At 44.8% G+C, this 15,073-nt stretch carries 10 protein-coding genes; all 10 read left to right on the top strand.

Annotated elements, in window-relative coordinates; translation table 11 throughout:
- Positions 1–129 precede the first annotated feature (129 nt).
- The 10 genes from MKX35_RS01105 to MKX35_RS01060 all read left to right on the top strand — a co-directional run bounded on the left by MKX35_RS01105 (position 130) and on the right by MKX35_RS01060 (position 15,047).
- Positions 130–612 (top strand): hypothetical protein, encoded by a 483-nt coding sequence (locus tag MKX35_RS01105; RefSeq protein WP_076300117.1) that lies wholly within the window; start codon positions 130–132, stop codon positions 610–612.
- 52 nt (positions 613–664) lie between these two features.
- The gene (locus MKX35_RS01100; RefSeq protein WP_076300118.1) at positions 665–1,684 is read left to right on the top strand and encodes a LacI family DNA-binding transcriptional regulator; all 1,020 of its coding nucleotides are present in this window, start codon (positions 665–667) and stop codon (positions 1,682–1,684) included.
- A 305-nt stretch (positions 1,685–1,989) separates the two neighbouring features.
- Positions 1,990–3,327 (top strand): glycoside hydrolase family 30 protein, encoded by a 1,338-nt coding sequence (locus tag MKX35_RS01095; RefSeq protein WP_076300119.1) that lies wholly within the window; start codon positions 1,990–1,992, stop codon positions 3,325–3,327.
- A 28-nt stretch (positions 3,328–3,355) separates the two neighbouring features.
- Positions 3,356–6,583, top strand: coding sequence for a cellobiose phosphorylase (locus MKX35_RS01090; protein ID WP_076300120.1), 3,228 nt, complete (start codon positions 3,356–3,358; stop codon positions 6,581–6,583).
- 217 nt (positions 6,584–6,800) lie between these two features.
- The gene (locus tag MKX35_RS01085) at positions 6,801–7,787 is read left to right on the top strand and encodes an ABC transporter permease (RefSeq protein ID WP_081382970.1); all 987 of its coding nucleotides are present in this window, start codon (positions 6,801–6,803) and stop codon (positions 7,785–7,787) included.
- Positions 7,788–7,805: 18 nt separating this feature from the next.
- A complete protein-coding gene (locus tag MKX35_RS01080; RefSeq protein ID WP_076285202.1) occupies positions 7,806–8,696 on the top strand; it encodes a carbohydrate ABC transporter permease in 891 nt (296 codons plus the stop codon).
- A 110-nt stretch (positions 8,697–8,806) separates the two neighbouring features.
- A complete protein-coding gene (locus MKX35_RS01075) occupies positions 8,807–10,507 on the top strand; it encodes an extracellular solute-binding protein (RefSeq protein ID WP_076285203.1) in 1,701 nt (566 codons plus the stop codon).
- A gap of 103 nt (positions 10,508–10,610) precedes the next feature.
- Positions 10,611–12,536, top strand: coding sequence for a cache domain-containing sensor histidine kinase (locus MKX35_RS01070; RefSeq protein WP_341043719.1), 1,926 nt, complete (start codon positions 10,611–10,613; stop codon positions 12,534–12,536).
- Positions 12,533–14,095: a response regulator gene (locus MKX35_RS01065; RefSeq protein ID WP_076300122.1), complete on the top strand. Its 1,563-nt coding sequence runs from the start codon at positions 12,533–12,535 to the stop codon at positions 14,093–14,095. Before MKX35_RS01070 ends, MKX35_RS01065 begins: the two co-directional genes overlap by 4 nt.
- Before the next feature lie 148 nt (positions 14,096–14,243).
- On the top strand, positions 14,244–15,047 hold the full coding sequence (locus MKX35_RS01060; RefSeq protein WP_076300123.1) for an aminoglycoside N(3)-acetyltransferase: 804 nt from the start codon (positions 14,244–14,246) through the stop codon (positions 15,045–15,047).
- The last annotated feature ends 26 nt before the right edge of the window (positions 15,048–15,073 follow it).

The following is a 15,073-nucleotide window of genomic DNA, read 5'->3' as shown; positions in this document are numbered from 1 at the left end:
CGTAAACACAGCCAAATTTGTGATATGCATCTCGGTGATAAACAGGGAAAACTTGTAAAATAGAAAAAAGGGCAGATTCGTTATCTAGATAGGGTTGCTCTAATTCTTATTTGGAAATGGGGAAGTGAAATGGAATTAACGAAGGGAAGGCCGGGTACAGTAACATGGCTTTATATTCTTCTTATTTTTTTGGGGGTTGGAGCGTTAGGAGGGGGCGGTGCTCTTGTAATAGATCCAAGCGGGGATCTAATGAAAATGCCGACTTCTATGCTGGAAAGATCGCCATTCTCTGATTTTTTATTCCCGGGTATTCTGCTATTTATCGTATTTGGATTACTGCCCCTCCTCGTTGTTTATGGTCTGATCAAGAGACCTCAGTGGCACTTGGTGGAACGATTAAATCCGTTCAAGAAATTATATAGCTTCTGGGCTTTGTCTCTGTATATCGGGTTTGGGCAAATCATTTGGATAACGGTGCAGACGTACATGCTGAATAGTGTTGCAATGATACATCTGATCTATATGAGTCTAGGGCTGTTGATTCAGACCGTTACACTACTCCCCTCTGTACAAAGTTACTTTTCGCTGGACGGCGGTACGGAAAGACGTTAAAATTGCAGTGAACAAAAGGCATTTCATTTGTCAGGGCAAGGAGCGAGCCGATTTGACAACGATATACGATATTGCCAAAAGAACCGGTTACTCTCCAACAACGGTTTCTAAGGCGTTTAATAATTATTCCGATGTACGTGAGAAAACTCGTCAGGAAATATTCCGGGTTGCCCAAGAAATGGGGTATTTGCCAAATTCACATGCCCGTACATTGACCACTAAGAAATCGTGGACCATCGGCGTGCTGTTCGTAGAGAATACGGGATTTGGTATTCGCCATCCTTTTTTCAGCGCTGTGATCGAAAGCTTTAAGAAGGTTGCTGTTGAAAAGGGTTATGCCCTCATGTTTATCTCCAAAGATGTCGGTGGTAAGCAAAGCGGTTATTTAGAGAATTGCAGGATTCGTGGCGTAGACGGCGTTGTTGTCTTCTTGTCCGATTATGAGGATCCGTATTTCCGTGAACTGCTTGAGAGTGATATTCCTACCGTTATTATGGATTTTGAGACTTCTGAGACGCATACGGTATGCTCAGATAATACTTCTGGAGCCCAGCTGGCAGTGGAGTATCTAGCCTCTTTGGGGCATCGCAAGATTGCCCATATTTCCGGAGGCATGAATACATTTCCAGGTAAAATGCGGGAGTTGGGTTACAAGACCGCTATGATGCAGCGAGGGTTTAAAGTACCTAAGTCCTATGTTGTAAACGGAGCCTTTTATTCTCGAGAAAGCGGCTATAACGCGATGCTGGAGCTTCTTAAGCTCCCTGAACGTCCAACCGCCGTCTTTGCTTCCGGTGACTTACTAGCCTTAGGGGCTATTATGGCCGCTAAAGATAGTGGACTTTCCGTACCGATGGATATTTCAGTTATGGGTTACGATGACATCGATCTTGCCGAGTACGTTACACCTGCATTGACAACGGTGCGTCAGGATACGGAGCTTCTTGGAAGCCAAGCGGCGGACATTCTTTTAACCTCAATTGAAGGTAAAGTATTAGATAAGGAAGCGATTTTAGTTCCGGTGGAAGTGGTTGAACGGGAATCCTGTGCACCTCCGATTAGCGGAAAGTAGTCTGATAAATCTTGACGAACTGAAAAGAGTCCTGCTAAAGTAAAAGACAGTATAGCTTTCAATTGTTCTTATGAGATGAGATAGTGGTATTTGGCACATCTTATGTAGTGAGATGGAGCTATAATAGACCCATTGTTATAAATGCTCTTTCAATTGATTTGGAAGATCATTTTTTTTCGAAACAATCGAAACCGGTTTCGATTGTTTCGATTTGATGGCTCATTGCTCCGAATCTATAACATCGGAAGATGATCCAGTAAAGACTAGTGCTTTGGTAAGAAAACAATTCAAAGGAGCTGGATGAAATGGCAAAAGTTCAAACTGTGGTAACTGCAAAAGATACAGGGGAACGCTTAACTCCAAAAGATGCAATTGTTTTTAGCGCAAGAGTAGGATCTGGGTCTGCCGATGTGGAGCTTAAGCCAGAGCAGGAGTTTCAAAAGATGATTGGATTTGGCGGCGCTTTCACTGAAGCTGCTGCTTATACGTTGTCACGCCTGAGCTCCAAGAAACGAGCAGAGGTTATTCATCGGTACTTCCATCCAGTAGAGGGATTAGGCTATAGCATGGGGCGTGTTCATATTCACAGCTGTGATTTTGCCCTCGGCAATTATACTTATGTTGCTGATCATGACACAGAGCTAGCTACTTTTGATATCTCACATGACCATAAGTGGGTACTTCCGCTGATAAAAGATGCCATGGAAGTAAGAGGCGGTGCATTCACGATGCTGGCTTCTCCTTGGAGCCCTCCGGCATGGATGAAAACAAATGGAGAAATGAATAACGGTGGATCACTGAAGCCGGAATACGCAGAAGTTTGGGCACGCTACTATACGAAATTCATTGAAGCTTATGGAAAAGAGGGAGTACCGATTTGGGCAGTTTCCGTGCAAAATGAGCCGGCTGCCGTTCAGGTCTGGGATTCATGTATTTATAGTGCGGAAGAGGAACGGGATTTTGTTAAAAATCATCTTGGACCGATGATGCATCAGACCGGCCATTCAGATGTGAACATTGTAATCTGGGATCATAACCGCGATATTATGGTCGAGCGTGCTTCGGCAGTATTATCTGATCCTGAGGCTGCGAAGTATGTGTGGGGTACAGGTATTCACTGGTACGGAGGCGAGGAGTTCGACAAAGTAGAAAAGGTACATGATTTATTTCCTGACAAGCATCTGTTGTTCGCAGAGGGCTGCCAAGAGGGCGGCGTTAAGCTGGGGGAATGGTTTACTGGCGAACGTTACGGCAGAAACATGATTGGAGATCTCAATGCGTGGACAGAAGGATACCTGGATTGGAACCTGGTACTGGATGAGACTGGAGGTCCTAACCATGTAGGCAATCTCTGCGATGCGCCGATTATTGCAGATACGACAACAGATGAAGTGCATTATAACAGCTCCTATTATTACATTGGGCATTTCAGTAAATTCATTGCGCCAGGTGCGGTACGGATCGGATTTACATCTGAAGCGGAAGGTATCTTAACCACAGCATTCCGTAATCCTGACGGTAGTATTGCTGTCGTACTGATGAATGAAAGTGAAGAAGTGCACAGTGTAACGCTAGGTCTAGGCGAAGAGGTTGCAAGCTGCGAGCTATCGCCTCATTCCATCGTAACGCATTTGATTTCATAAATAATCTACAACCTAGGAGGACATAAATATGAGCAATTATTATTTCGAATCAGGTACATTTGTAATGGAGCAATTTGATGAAGGAAAGCCTTTTTCCAGTTTCTTACCGGGTCTTGCCGGACTGAAGGGAATTCCGATGTGGACTTTTTATGTGAACCGGGGTCAGGCCATTTGCAGCTTCGGGGTACGCGATAAGAATTCGCCGATCATGGAATTCTCTCCTGCAAATATCTCTTATAAGAACGTAGGGACGACCGGTTTCAGAACCTTTATCAAAATTAAAGGCGAGCAAGAGATTTATGAACCGTTTCAATCTGCACGTCCAGATCCTGCTGCAAAGCGCCTCATGACCATTTTGCCTAATGGGCTTACTATTGAAGAAAGCCATGCCGCACATGGTCTGAAGACGACCGTACACTATTTTAATTTGCCTAATGACGATTATGCAGCATTGGTACGTCGGGTAGAGATTGAGAACATCGGCGGTAAAGAGATCGAGCTAGAGCTGATGGACGGTTTGCCTGAAATATTGCCTTACGGCGTAGAGAACAGTGGGTACAAGGAAATAGGGAATCTACTGCGCAGCTGGATGGACGTATACAACTTAGAGAATGGTATTCCGTTCTATAAGCTGCGTTCCAGCACCAATGATGATGCACAGGTTAGCGAAATTACCAATGGCCATTTCTACCTGTCGTTCACTGGAGAAGGAGAAAAAGTCTCGCCAATCGTCGATTTCGAGCTAGTCTTTGGTGGCAATACCTCGCTTACGTACCCGGACCGCTTTGCGGGATTAACCCTTGCCGAACTGGGCGAGCTTCCGCAATACCCGGTCAACAAGGTTCCGTGCGGTTTTAGCGGAGTGGCAAGACGTTTAGCACCAGGTAGCAATCTGATCCTGAATACACTGGTTGGACATGTAAATGACATCGACAAAATCAATAAGAAGGCGGAGCAGTTATGCCGCGATGAATATATCCTGTCTAAATCCCAAGAGGCCGCAGGTCTGACGGAGGAATTAACGGAAGACATTGCTACTCACACTTCATCGGCTGTGTTTGATGCGTATTGCCGTCAATCCTATCTCGATAACTTCCTGCGTGGAGGCTATCCTTTTGTCTTTGACAATGGTGGTGATGGCTTTGTAGTTCACTTATACTCGCGTAAGCACGGTGACTTGGAGCGTGACTACAATTTCTTCTCACTCGCCCCAGAATATTATTCACAGGGGAACGGAAACTTCCGTGATATGAATCAGAATCGTCGGAATGATGTGTTTTTTAATCCGAAGGTGGGTACCTTTAACATCAAAATGTTCTATAGCTTGATTCAGGCGGATGGTTACAATCCACTGAGCGTGCAAGGAACAACCTTTGAAGTGAAACCGGATAGTAAGGCACAAGCTGCGGAGTGGATTGGAGAAGCTGCGGCAGATCATCAAGCTGAGCTTGTAAAGCTGTGTAGCACTCGGTTCACACCAGGTAGCTTAGTAAACTATATTGCGGATCATAATGTTACCTTAAAGGTAAGCGAGCAACAATTTTTGTCGGGATTACTTGCCCTGTCACAACAAAACATTGAGGCAGCTTTTGGCGAAGGCTTCTGGTCGGATCACTGGACATATAATATGGATCTGGTAGTAGGTTACTTGGATATCTTCCCTGACAAAAAGCAGGAGCTTCTATTTGGGGATAACACCTATGCGTTCTATGACAGCCCAGCGTATGTGCTGCCACGCAGTGAGAAATATGTAATCAGTGACGGAAAGGCCCGGCAATATGGTGCACTCCTTGAGGATGAGGAGAAGCTGCACAAGCTGAAATGGAAAGCTGGAGATACCCATTGGCTGCGTACTGAAGGCGGTCACGGCGCCATTTACCACACCAATCTGTTCGTGAAGATGTTGTCTCTTGCCTTGAATAAATTTGCTACGCTTGATCCTTATGGTATGGGTGTAGAAATGGAAGGCAATAAGCCGGGCTGGAACGATGCTATGAATGGACTGCCTGGATTGTTCGGCTCCGGAATGAGTGAGACTTTTGAGCTGAAACGTACCGTAGTCTTTTTGTTAGATGCTCTGAACAGCAAAGAAAGCGTCCAAGGAGCTGTAGACCTGCCAGAAGAAATTGCACAGTTGCTTGAAGAGGTATATCATGCGGTCACGGCGGTTCTGTCGGGAGATTTGGAACAATTTAATTATTGGGATACTGTAGCTTCGGCGCGTGAGGCTTATAGAGCACGTATCCGTTTCGGTATTACTGGAACTGAGTCTGAAGTAACCTTAGAATACATTCGTGAGGCCCTCTCCAAGTTCTTGGTCAAAATCGACGAGGGAATTAACAAGGCAGTAGAACTTGGTAACGGACTTACCCCAACCTATTTCCGCTTTGAGGCGAAGAAATTCCAGCAGGTAACAGATGCTGAAGGTCAACCAGTACTTAGCGGATACGGCCTGCCAAAAGCTGTGGTAGAGGAGTTTGAGGTCTATGCATTGCCATACTTCCTTGAGGGGCCTACTCGCCTGTTGAAGACGCTGAAAGATCCGGTGCAAGCCAAAGAAATCTATAATTTGATTAAGCAAACAGAGCTATATGATCCGACTACGTCGATGTATCAAACTTCGGTTAGTCTAGAGGGTGAGTCTCATGAGATCGGACGAATGAGAGCCTTTACGCCAGGCTGGCTAGAGCGGGAGTCCAACTTCCTGCATATGTCCTACAAATATTTGCTTGAGCTGTTGAAGGGCGGGCTTTATGAGGAGTTCTACGGAGAACTGAAGACCTCGCTAGTTCCGTTCCTAGATCCGGCTGTCTATGGACGCAGCACGCTTGAAAATTCATCCTTTATCGCTACCGGAGGTAATCCTGATCCGAACAATCATGGTAGAGGGTTCGTTGCAAGATTAAGTGGGTCGACTGCTGAGTTCTTGAGTATGTGGAGAACGATGATGGCCGGAAGCCATGTTTTCAGAGTAGAAGATGGACAGCTTACATTATCTTTGGATCCGGTTCTACCAGGCTGGCTATTTGATGAACAAGGCAATCTCTCTTTCACATTTCTAGGTGGCACGGAAGTAACTTATTCGAACCCACAATGTGAGAATACATTTGGTGAGAAGAAGGTTGGTATTCAGAGCATGACGCTAGTCTACCAGAATGGAACGGTGACGGAAATTTCCGGAGCGCTCGTTCGTGGGGAAGAGGCAGAGGCTCTGCGGCGTGGAGAGATCAAGCAAATCCAAGCAATAATGGCATAGAAAATAAGGGAGGGCCTAGGCCCTCCCTTATTTTTTCTCCAAATATAAGAAAGTCCTTACAGGATACCGAAGGCGTTTTAGCTTGAACCCGAAAAATGGAACCTATAATCCGAAATTCAATACCTTACGGAGACAGGCAAAAGCAAATACAATGAATATATAATATTTGTAAGCGCTTTATACAAGAGCGGATATAGAGATTCTGGAGGTCCATATGATGGAGAAAAAAACAAATGGGGAATTAAGCCCAGCGATGAAGCCTCAATTTTCGGGCAATTTCGAAACCGGTAAAGTAAATCGTACCCCGCTTTGGAAGAAGTTCATTACCCAACGTCATTTGCAGACAATGGCACTGCTCGGTGTAGTATGGATGATTATTTTTAACTACATTCCGATGTATGGCATTATTATCGCCTTCAAGGAGTACAACATCGTCAAGCCAATCTCAGAAGCTCCTTGGGTCGGTCTCGCGAATTTCAAAGAGTTCCTGGCGGACGATAATTTTGTGTATGTAATGAAGAATACGCTGGGCATCAGCTTAATCAAACTATTGATCTTTCCGCTGCCAATCATATTCGCTCTCTTTCTGAATGAAATCCGATCCGTTCGCTTTAAGAAGAGTATTCAGACGATATCGTATCTGCCCCACTTTTTGTCCTGGGTCGTCCTTGGCGGGATTCTTGCCACTTGGCTGGCAGATATAGGCATCATCAACAATATTCTGATGGCGCTGCATGTGATCGACCAGCCAATTTCGTTCCTGGCTGAACCAAAATATTTTTGGACTATTATTATTACCTCGGATTTATGGAAGGAGCTGGGCTGGTCAGCGATCATCTATCTGGCTGCCATTACCAGCATATCTCCCGAAATGTATGAAGCGGCCACCATCGATGGTGCCGGAAGATTCCAGAAAATGTGGTATGTTACCGTACCGACCATTAAAGGAACGATCAGCATCTTGTTTATTCTGGCGGTCAGCGGTGTACTGAACTCCAATTTTGACCAGATTCTGGTACTGCGCAATTCGCTGAATGACAGCGCGAGCAATGTGATTGACTATTATGTTTACTATACCGGTCTGCTTTCAGCCCGCTTCTCGTATTCAACAGCAATTGGGATGTTCAAATCGGTTATCTCGCTCATTCTGTTGCTGATTGCCAACCAAGTATCCAAAAAACTCAACGATACCTCGTTGTTTTAGGCCAAGGAGGACCTGTATATGATTACACTGAATCGCAGAACCAAGGGCGAAGTCGTCTTTGATATAGTCAACAATATTGGAATGCTTTGTATTTGCTTCGTTACGCTGTATCCGATCTGGTACGTGCTGATTAATGCTTTTAATGACGGAAAAGATGCTATGCTGGGTGGGATTTACTGGTTTCCGCGCAAGTTTTCATTGGAGAACTTTAGTGCTGTATTCAATAGCCCGGGTATTATGAGGGCGATGTGGCTTACCGTAGCCAAAACACTTCTCGGCGTAGGTCTGCATGTGTTCTTTACAGCGATGGTTGCTTATGCGTTTTCCCGCAGGGAACTGATTGGGGGCAAATTCTACATCCTGTTAGGCACGATAACCATGATCTTCGCAGGAGGACTTATTCCGACGTACCTACTCATCAGAGATCTTCATCTGCTAGAAAATTTCCTGGTCTATATTATTCCGGTCATGTTCAGCTTCTTCGATCTAATCATCTTCATGACCTTCTTCCGGGATATTCCTGATGGTCTCGAGGAAGCGGCGCGTATTGACGGAGCTAATGACTGGTCCATCTTCCTGCGGGTTGTCCTACCGGTATCCTTGCCCGTACTGGCTACCATTGCGCTATTCCATGGCGTTTACCAATGGAATGATTATTTTACCGGAATGATTTATATGAACAATGAAAGCATGCAACCGATTCAAACATTCCTGTACCGGGTTGTTGCTCAGTCTAGTTCCAATTTGATGATGACTGCCGTACAGGGAAGCGCCGTGACTAGGACGGTGACCTCGCAGTCCATCAAGCTGGCTACCATGGTGGTTACAACACTTCCGATTGTCTTTGCTTACCCGTTCCTGCAACGTTATTTCGTCAAAGGGATGATGATTGGCTCCATCAAGGGCTAAGTGCCGGTCGCAGTTCATCCGAACTAGTGGTATCTCCTCCAGACTGCTCCCGCAGTCTTGGAGTTGCAAATTATAATTATTAATCAATCTCAGAAAAGGGGTAAACAAGCATGGACATGAAAAGAAAGCCAAAGAAAATAATGCTGCTGCTTATGGCAACAATCATGGTTCTGTCCGTAGCGGGCTGTTCTGGCAATAATGGGAACGCCGCAAACAAAGGTAATACCGCAACGAAGACTGAAGGTAACACAGCAGAGGCAACAGCTACAACAGCGCCAGAAGCTACAGCACTGTCCGCTGATGAGCCGGGTTGGAAATCCGACACATCACCAATTACGTTTGACTGGTACCTGAACTTTGCCTGGTTCCCTAATAAATGGGGTGTGGATCCAACTTCCCAATATATCACTAAGAAAACCGGTGTTGACATTAACTTTATCGTTCCAGCCGGTAATGAAAATGAAAAGCTGAACACACTGATTGCTTCCGGTAAACTGCCGGACTTCATTACACTGGGATGGTATGAAGATGCCGTTAAGAAAATGATTGAAGGCAATCTCGTGCTTCCTCTTAACAAACTGGCCGAAGAATATGATCCTTACTTCTTCAAAGTATCCGACCCTGACAAACTGGGCTGGTACACACAAGCTGACGGCAATGTATACGGTTATCCGAATGCTTCTTCCTCTCCTAAAGATTACGAGAAATATGGCGACACTTATGTATCCAACCAAACCTTCGTAGTCCGCAAAGATATTTATGAAGCGATTGGCAGTCCTGATATGCGCACACCGGAAGGATTCGTGGCAGCGCTGAAGGCCGCTAAAGAGAAATTCCCTGCAATCGATGGTCAACCGATAATTCCGCTCGGTCTGCACGAATTTACCGCAACCGGTAACGATTCTCTGGAACAATACATTCAGAACTTCTTAGCTATTCCAAGAGAAAAAGACGGCAAGTTATATAATCGTGAGACTGACCCTGAATATATCCGCTGGATGAAAACTTTGCGTCAAGCGAACCAAGACGGCTTGCTTTCTAAAGATATCTTTATTGACAAACGTCCTCAAATGGAAGAAAAAATCGCTCAAGGCCGTTACTTCGCGATGCTGTACCAACGTACTGACTTTGGAACCCAACTGGGAACTCTGTACCAGCAAGACCCAAACAAAATTTATATCGCAGTTGATGGTCCGGCTAATACCAACCTGGATGCGCCTACTCTGAACGGCCCTGCTATTTCTGGCTGGACAGTAACGCTGATCTCCAAAGATGTTAAAGATAAAGCACGCGCCATTAAATTCCTCAGTTACCTGAACAGTGAAGAAGGTAATAAAGACCTCTATCTTGGCGAAAAAGGCGTCAGCTATGATACCATTGACGGCAAAGACCAATTTAAACCAGAAGTCTTTGATCTGATGAATAAAGACCGTGCGGCATTCGACAAGCAATATGGTTCTTCCTTTACGTTCTGGATGCTGATGAATACCAATATTACAGCTCAATGGACACCAAAAGCTGTAGAGCCTTTCAAACAGCTTGAAGACTGGACTCGCGGAAAAACAAAGAGTATTTCCGAGTTTGATCAAATCGATCCGTTGGCAAGCTCCCCTGAGGGCGTCATCTTATCTAAAATCAAAGATTTGCGCAGCAAAACGCTACCGAAGCTTTTGATGGCTCCATCCGATGCTGAATTTGATTCCATCTGGACAGATTACATCAAGAAGCAAGAGGATCTGGGGCTGGCTAAAGTGCAAGCCTTCCAACAAACAAAATATGAAGAGAATAAGCAAAAACTCGCAAAAAAATAAAATAAACAAGACCCAATCGCCCGCTAATGCGGGCGATTGGGTTATTTTCAATCTATAATATGGTATAGATATTAAATAGGTTAAATATTCACTATTTAGCGAGGTGGACAGAACAGAAGTGTATAGTGTGAACAGGCGTGAGCGAGCTAGAGCATTATGGCATTCTTTTAGTTATTGGTGGGGAAGAAGATCTCTCCAGAGTCGTTTAATTGCAGCCTATGTTTTTATTATTTTAGGCCCGTGCTTGCTGGTATCCGTCTACTTCTATGAGTCTATCAATAACACCTATCTCAGAGATGCCGTCGAGAAAAATAATTATTTGCTGCAAATGGAAAAATTACATATCTATAATCAAATTGAGGCGATGGAACGTGCGGCGCAGATGGCTTATTCTGATACCGATGTAGAAGAATTCCTTGCGAATGAAACTGAACCCCAGCTAGTAGATTTGATTAATTTCAATACAAATGCCTATGTGAATATGACTCGTATTCAATTTAATAATCCGAATATTGAGCATTTGAGGCTGTATTCGAAAAGCAATAAAGTGCATGAAATTTGGCCGATTATCTTTCGGGAAGAGCGGGTTTCTTCCAAGCCATGGTTTCAGAAAGCGCTTCAATTGAAGGGACAGGAATACTGGTCTTTTCAGAAAAGTGATCCTGATCTGATGCAGAGATACTTGGAAGCACCGGCGGAAAGTCTGCCAAAGGTTTCGTTGTTGCGTGAGAAGAGTCGTCCAGCAGACAATCATATCGGTATGGTACAGGTGGATATGCTGCTGAGTCGTTTTACACCCAAGACGTATACAGACGTTCGGGATAATCAGACCCAGATGTTCCTTGTGGATAGTGAGCTGCAGGTTTTCACCAGACCGGACCATTCTTTTTTGCAGGATAATCTGAAGATGTCCGATATGATTGCAGAACGGTATAAGCATTTTCGGGAAACTGGAGCATGGGACAGTGAATACTCGGAGAATGGTCGATCGTTTTTGTTGATTAACACTCCGCTAGAACGTATTGATGCTTATTTGTTAAATGTAGTGTCCATGGAGGGAGTTATGAAGGATATCTCCCGAACGCGCAACTTAATCATTGGAGCCAATGTCGGGTTTATTACCTTGCTAACGCTGATTGCTTATGTGACAAATGCCTTTATTCTAAAAAATCTACGTAGATTGACCGAAACAATGAAAAAAGTACGCAGAGGTGAGGCCTACAGTGGAATTATGATTCGTGGTGGAGGGGAAGTCGGTGAGCTTGCCCATCATTTCTCCAAACTGATGAACACGATCAATACATTGGTGGCTCAAGCAGTGAGCAAGCAGGCATTGTCAAAAGAGGCTGAGCTACGTACGCTGCATAACCAGATTGACGCACATTTTTTGTATAATACGCTGGAAAATATTAAAATGCTGGCTGAAATTGAGAACCAACGAACGATCTCGGATGCATTAACCTCACTAGGAGGGATGATGCGTTATAATTTCAAATGGTCCGGAGAGTATGTGAAGCTGCGAGATGAAATTCGTCATATTGAGAACTACATTGAAGTGATGAATATTCGTTTTGAATATCCGGTTAAGCTGGTGCTTCATATTGAGCCTCGATATTTGGAGCTGGAGGTGCTTAAAATGTCACTGCAGCCTATTGTGGAGAACAGTGTTAAGCATGCTTGGTGTGGTGAGAAAGAAAATTTACAGGACCCGAGCATTCATATTCATATTTCGGAAACGGAAGGCGATATTTTCATAGAGCTTCGTGATAATGGCATGGGGCTGACACCAGAGCGTCTGCATGCTTTAAACGAGGCGATTTATGCAAAAGATGAACGCTGTGAGAGCACTGCTGAACTGAGGGAGGCTGACCGCCGAACAGGTGGCATCGGACTGAGAAATGTGCATCAGCGTCTGCAAATTTTTTATGGCGATGAATATGGGCTTGTAGTACAGAGTGAAGCAGGAAGTTGGACAATGGTACGTCTGACCTTGCCGAAAGTTCTTTTGACGGGAGATAAACAACTATGAAGAAGCTACTGATCATTGATGATGAGAAGAATATCCGTTACGGTCTCAAAACTATGATTGAAAGAGAATTTCCGTCCGTGTATACCATCACAATGGCGAGTAATGGCGCAGAGGGGTTAGATATCTTTAAGACCGACGGTGCAGATATTATTATTACAGATATTCGTATGCCAGTAATGGATGGAATTACGTTGTTGGAGCGGTTGTCTTCGGCGACAGGGGGCGAGAAAAGTCCGGCAGTGTTAATTTTAAGTGGGTATGACGATTTTGAATATGCCAAAAGTGCGATCCGTTATCGCGTGAAGGATTATTTACTTAAACCGATTCGTAGAGATGAATTATTCGAAATCTTGAAGTGTATAGACAAGGAGCAGGAGGAGCAGAATCTCAGCGAAAGGCAGCAGGAACAGGAAGCAGAACGTTTTCGCCGAGAGCTGCGTTCTAGCCGTTTACGCGAGCTGCTTATGCAGCAGGAAGTTCAGTTGGAGCGAGGGCAGCAGGAGAGCCTAGATGACTTGGAGGTTCCTTTTACAGTAGGTGTGTTGAATTACTATTGTAATGACGGAACAAGAATGAAGCCTGGGGATGTTCAGGGGCTGGTTGAACGATTGATGGGACCACTTGAAAAATGTTTTTCGGAAATCACAACGGACTGGGACGGTAAGCTAGTATTGCTCGGAACCAGAAAACAGGACTTTATTGAGCTGTCCAGACAAGCTGAAGCAAAAGAATTAATGGGATTGTCGATTGGAATAAGTAGCGAAGGAAGAAGTCTTGCAGATCTTCGTTCCTGTTATAAGGAAGCATGTCGGGCATTACAGTATACTTTTGTATATCCGCAAGTGAACTTGTTGAATTACGCGGATGTGAGTCAAGAACGGTCTAATTCCCCTTTACCGAAGGAGGAAATTCGCAAGCTGCTCAATATGCTTGGAACAGAACGCGAGAAGGAGATGAAGCATCTTCTGGCTGAGATTTTTCAGACCGAGCATTTGAAGGCGCTTGACCTGTCTTATTTGGAGTCGGTGGGACAGAATATCAATGAATTAGTGCTGGATGAAGTATTTCGGGTGCATGGGGAAGCCTCGGTTGAGGTATTAAAGCTATATCGTACGGTTGGTAACATGTATAACTATCGCCATTTCCATGATTATTATCGTGCGCTTGAGAATTTGCTCCTGAGTGTGAGTGATTATATTGTAGGGGTGCGCTCTGCTCATACGGAACATGCTGATATGGAGGAAGCGTTGAACTATATTGAAACGAACTATGCTCGTCCACTAAATATGGCTATGGTTAGTAACCATGTTTCTTTGAATTATTCTTATTTTAGCGAAGCCTTCAAAGCATATACTGGTGAGAATTTTGTCATTTATTTAAAAAAGGTACGCATCCGTCATGCTAAAGAACTGCTAGCGAAAGACTGTGGCAAGCTTGCTGAGGTTTCGGAGAAAGTAGGTTTTGAGAACAGTAAGCAATTTGCCCGTGTATTCAAAGAGTTGGAAGGGATCTCTCCAGGGGATTATAGAGCCAAAATGCTGTCTGAAGATCTGTCGTAAAAGGCAGGATAAGTAGCTTTAGTATAAATATCATTGCTGAACTGTACCTTGATGGGCGTTAAGGGTGTCGTTAGAAGTGATCCTCCTATATAATGGCAGTGAGAAGCTTTGCTAGGATTAGCAGCAAGAGAGTTTGGAGGAATGAAGGGTGGAAGAAATTCAAGGCAATTTGATTACAGTTCAGACGTTGGCAGAGGACTTTCGGCGACTGGGTGTACAGGCGGGGATGACGATTATACTGCATTCGTCCTTCAAATCACTAGGCCAATGGGTGGCAGGTGGCCCGGTTGCCGTTATTTTGGCGCTTGAGGAGGTCCTTGGAGAGTCAGGTACACTTGTGATGCCCACGCATTCTAGTGATCTGACGGACCCTGCTGGCTGGAGTAACCCACCGGTGCCCGAATCTTGGTGGCAAAGTATCCGTGAGCAGATGCCGGCTTATGATCCAGACCTGACCCCACTGAGGGGAATGGGGGTTATTCCGGATTGCTTCCGTAGACAAAAAGAGGTAAAGCGCAGCGATCACCCCATTCATTCATTTGCGGCTTGGGGCAAGCATAGGGATGAGATTATATATGGTCACTCCCTTGAATACGGTTTGGGGGATGACTCTCCATTAGCTCGTATTTATGATCTGGGGGGAAGTGTGCTGCTGCTAGGCGTTGGAAATCTGAATAATACTTCATTACATCTTGCTGAATGCCGGGCCTTCTATGAAGGAAAGAAGGAAGCCATTGGCGGAGCACCTATACTAGTGGATGGTCATAGACAGTGGGTGGAATTCAAGGAGCTAGATTGGAACTCTGACGATTTCGTTGAACTTGCTGAGCAATTCGGGCAAGAGACAGGGCTCATTACAAATGGTCATATCGCCTCAGCTGCAGCTCAATTGATTCCACAGCGTGAAATTGTAGACTATGCGGTGAACTGGATGGAGCAAAACAGGAAGTAGACTATCTCTGAATTAGGGATTAGGAG

Source organism: Paenibacillus sp. FSL R5-0923 (assembly GCF_038009145.1).
Classification (GTDB): Bacteria; Bacillota; Bacilli; order Paenibacillales; family Paenibacillaceae; genus Paenibacillus_AQ.
The sequence above is the reverse complement of the archived record's forward strand: the minus strand, read 5'-3'. Positions and strand labels throughout refer to the sequence as shown.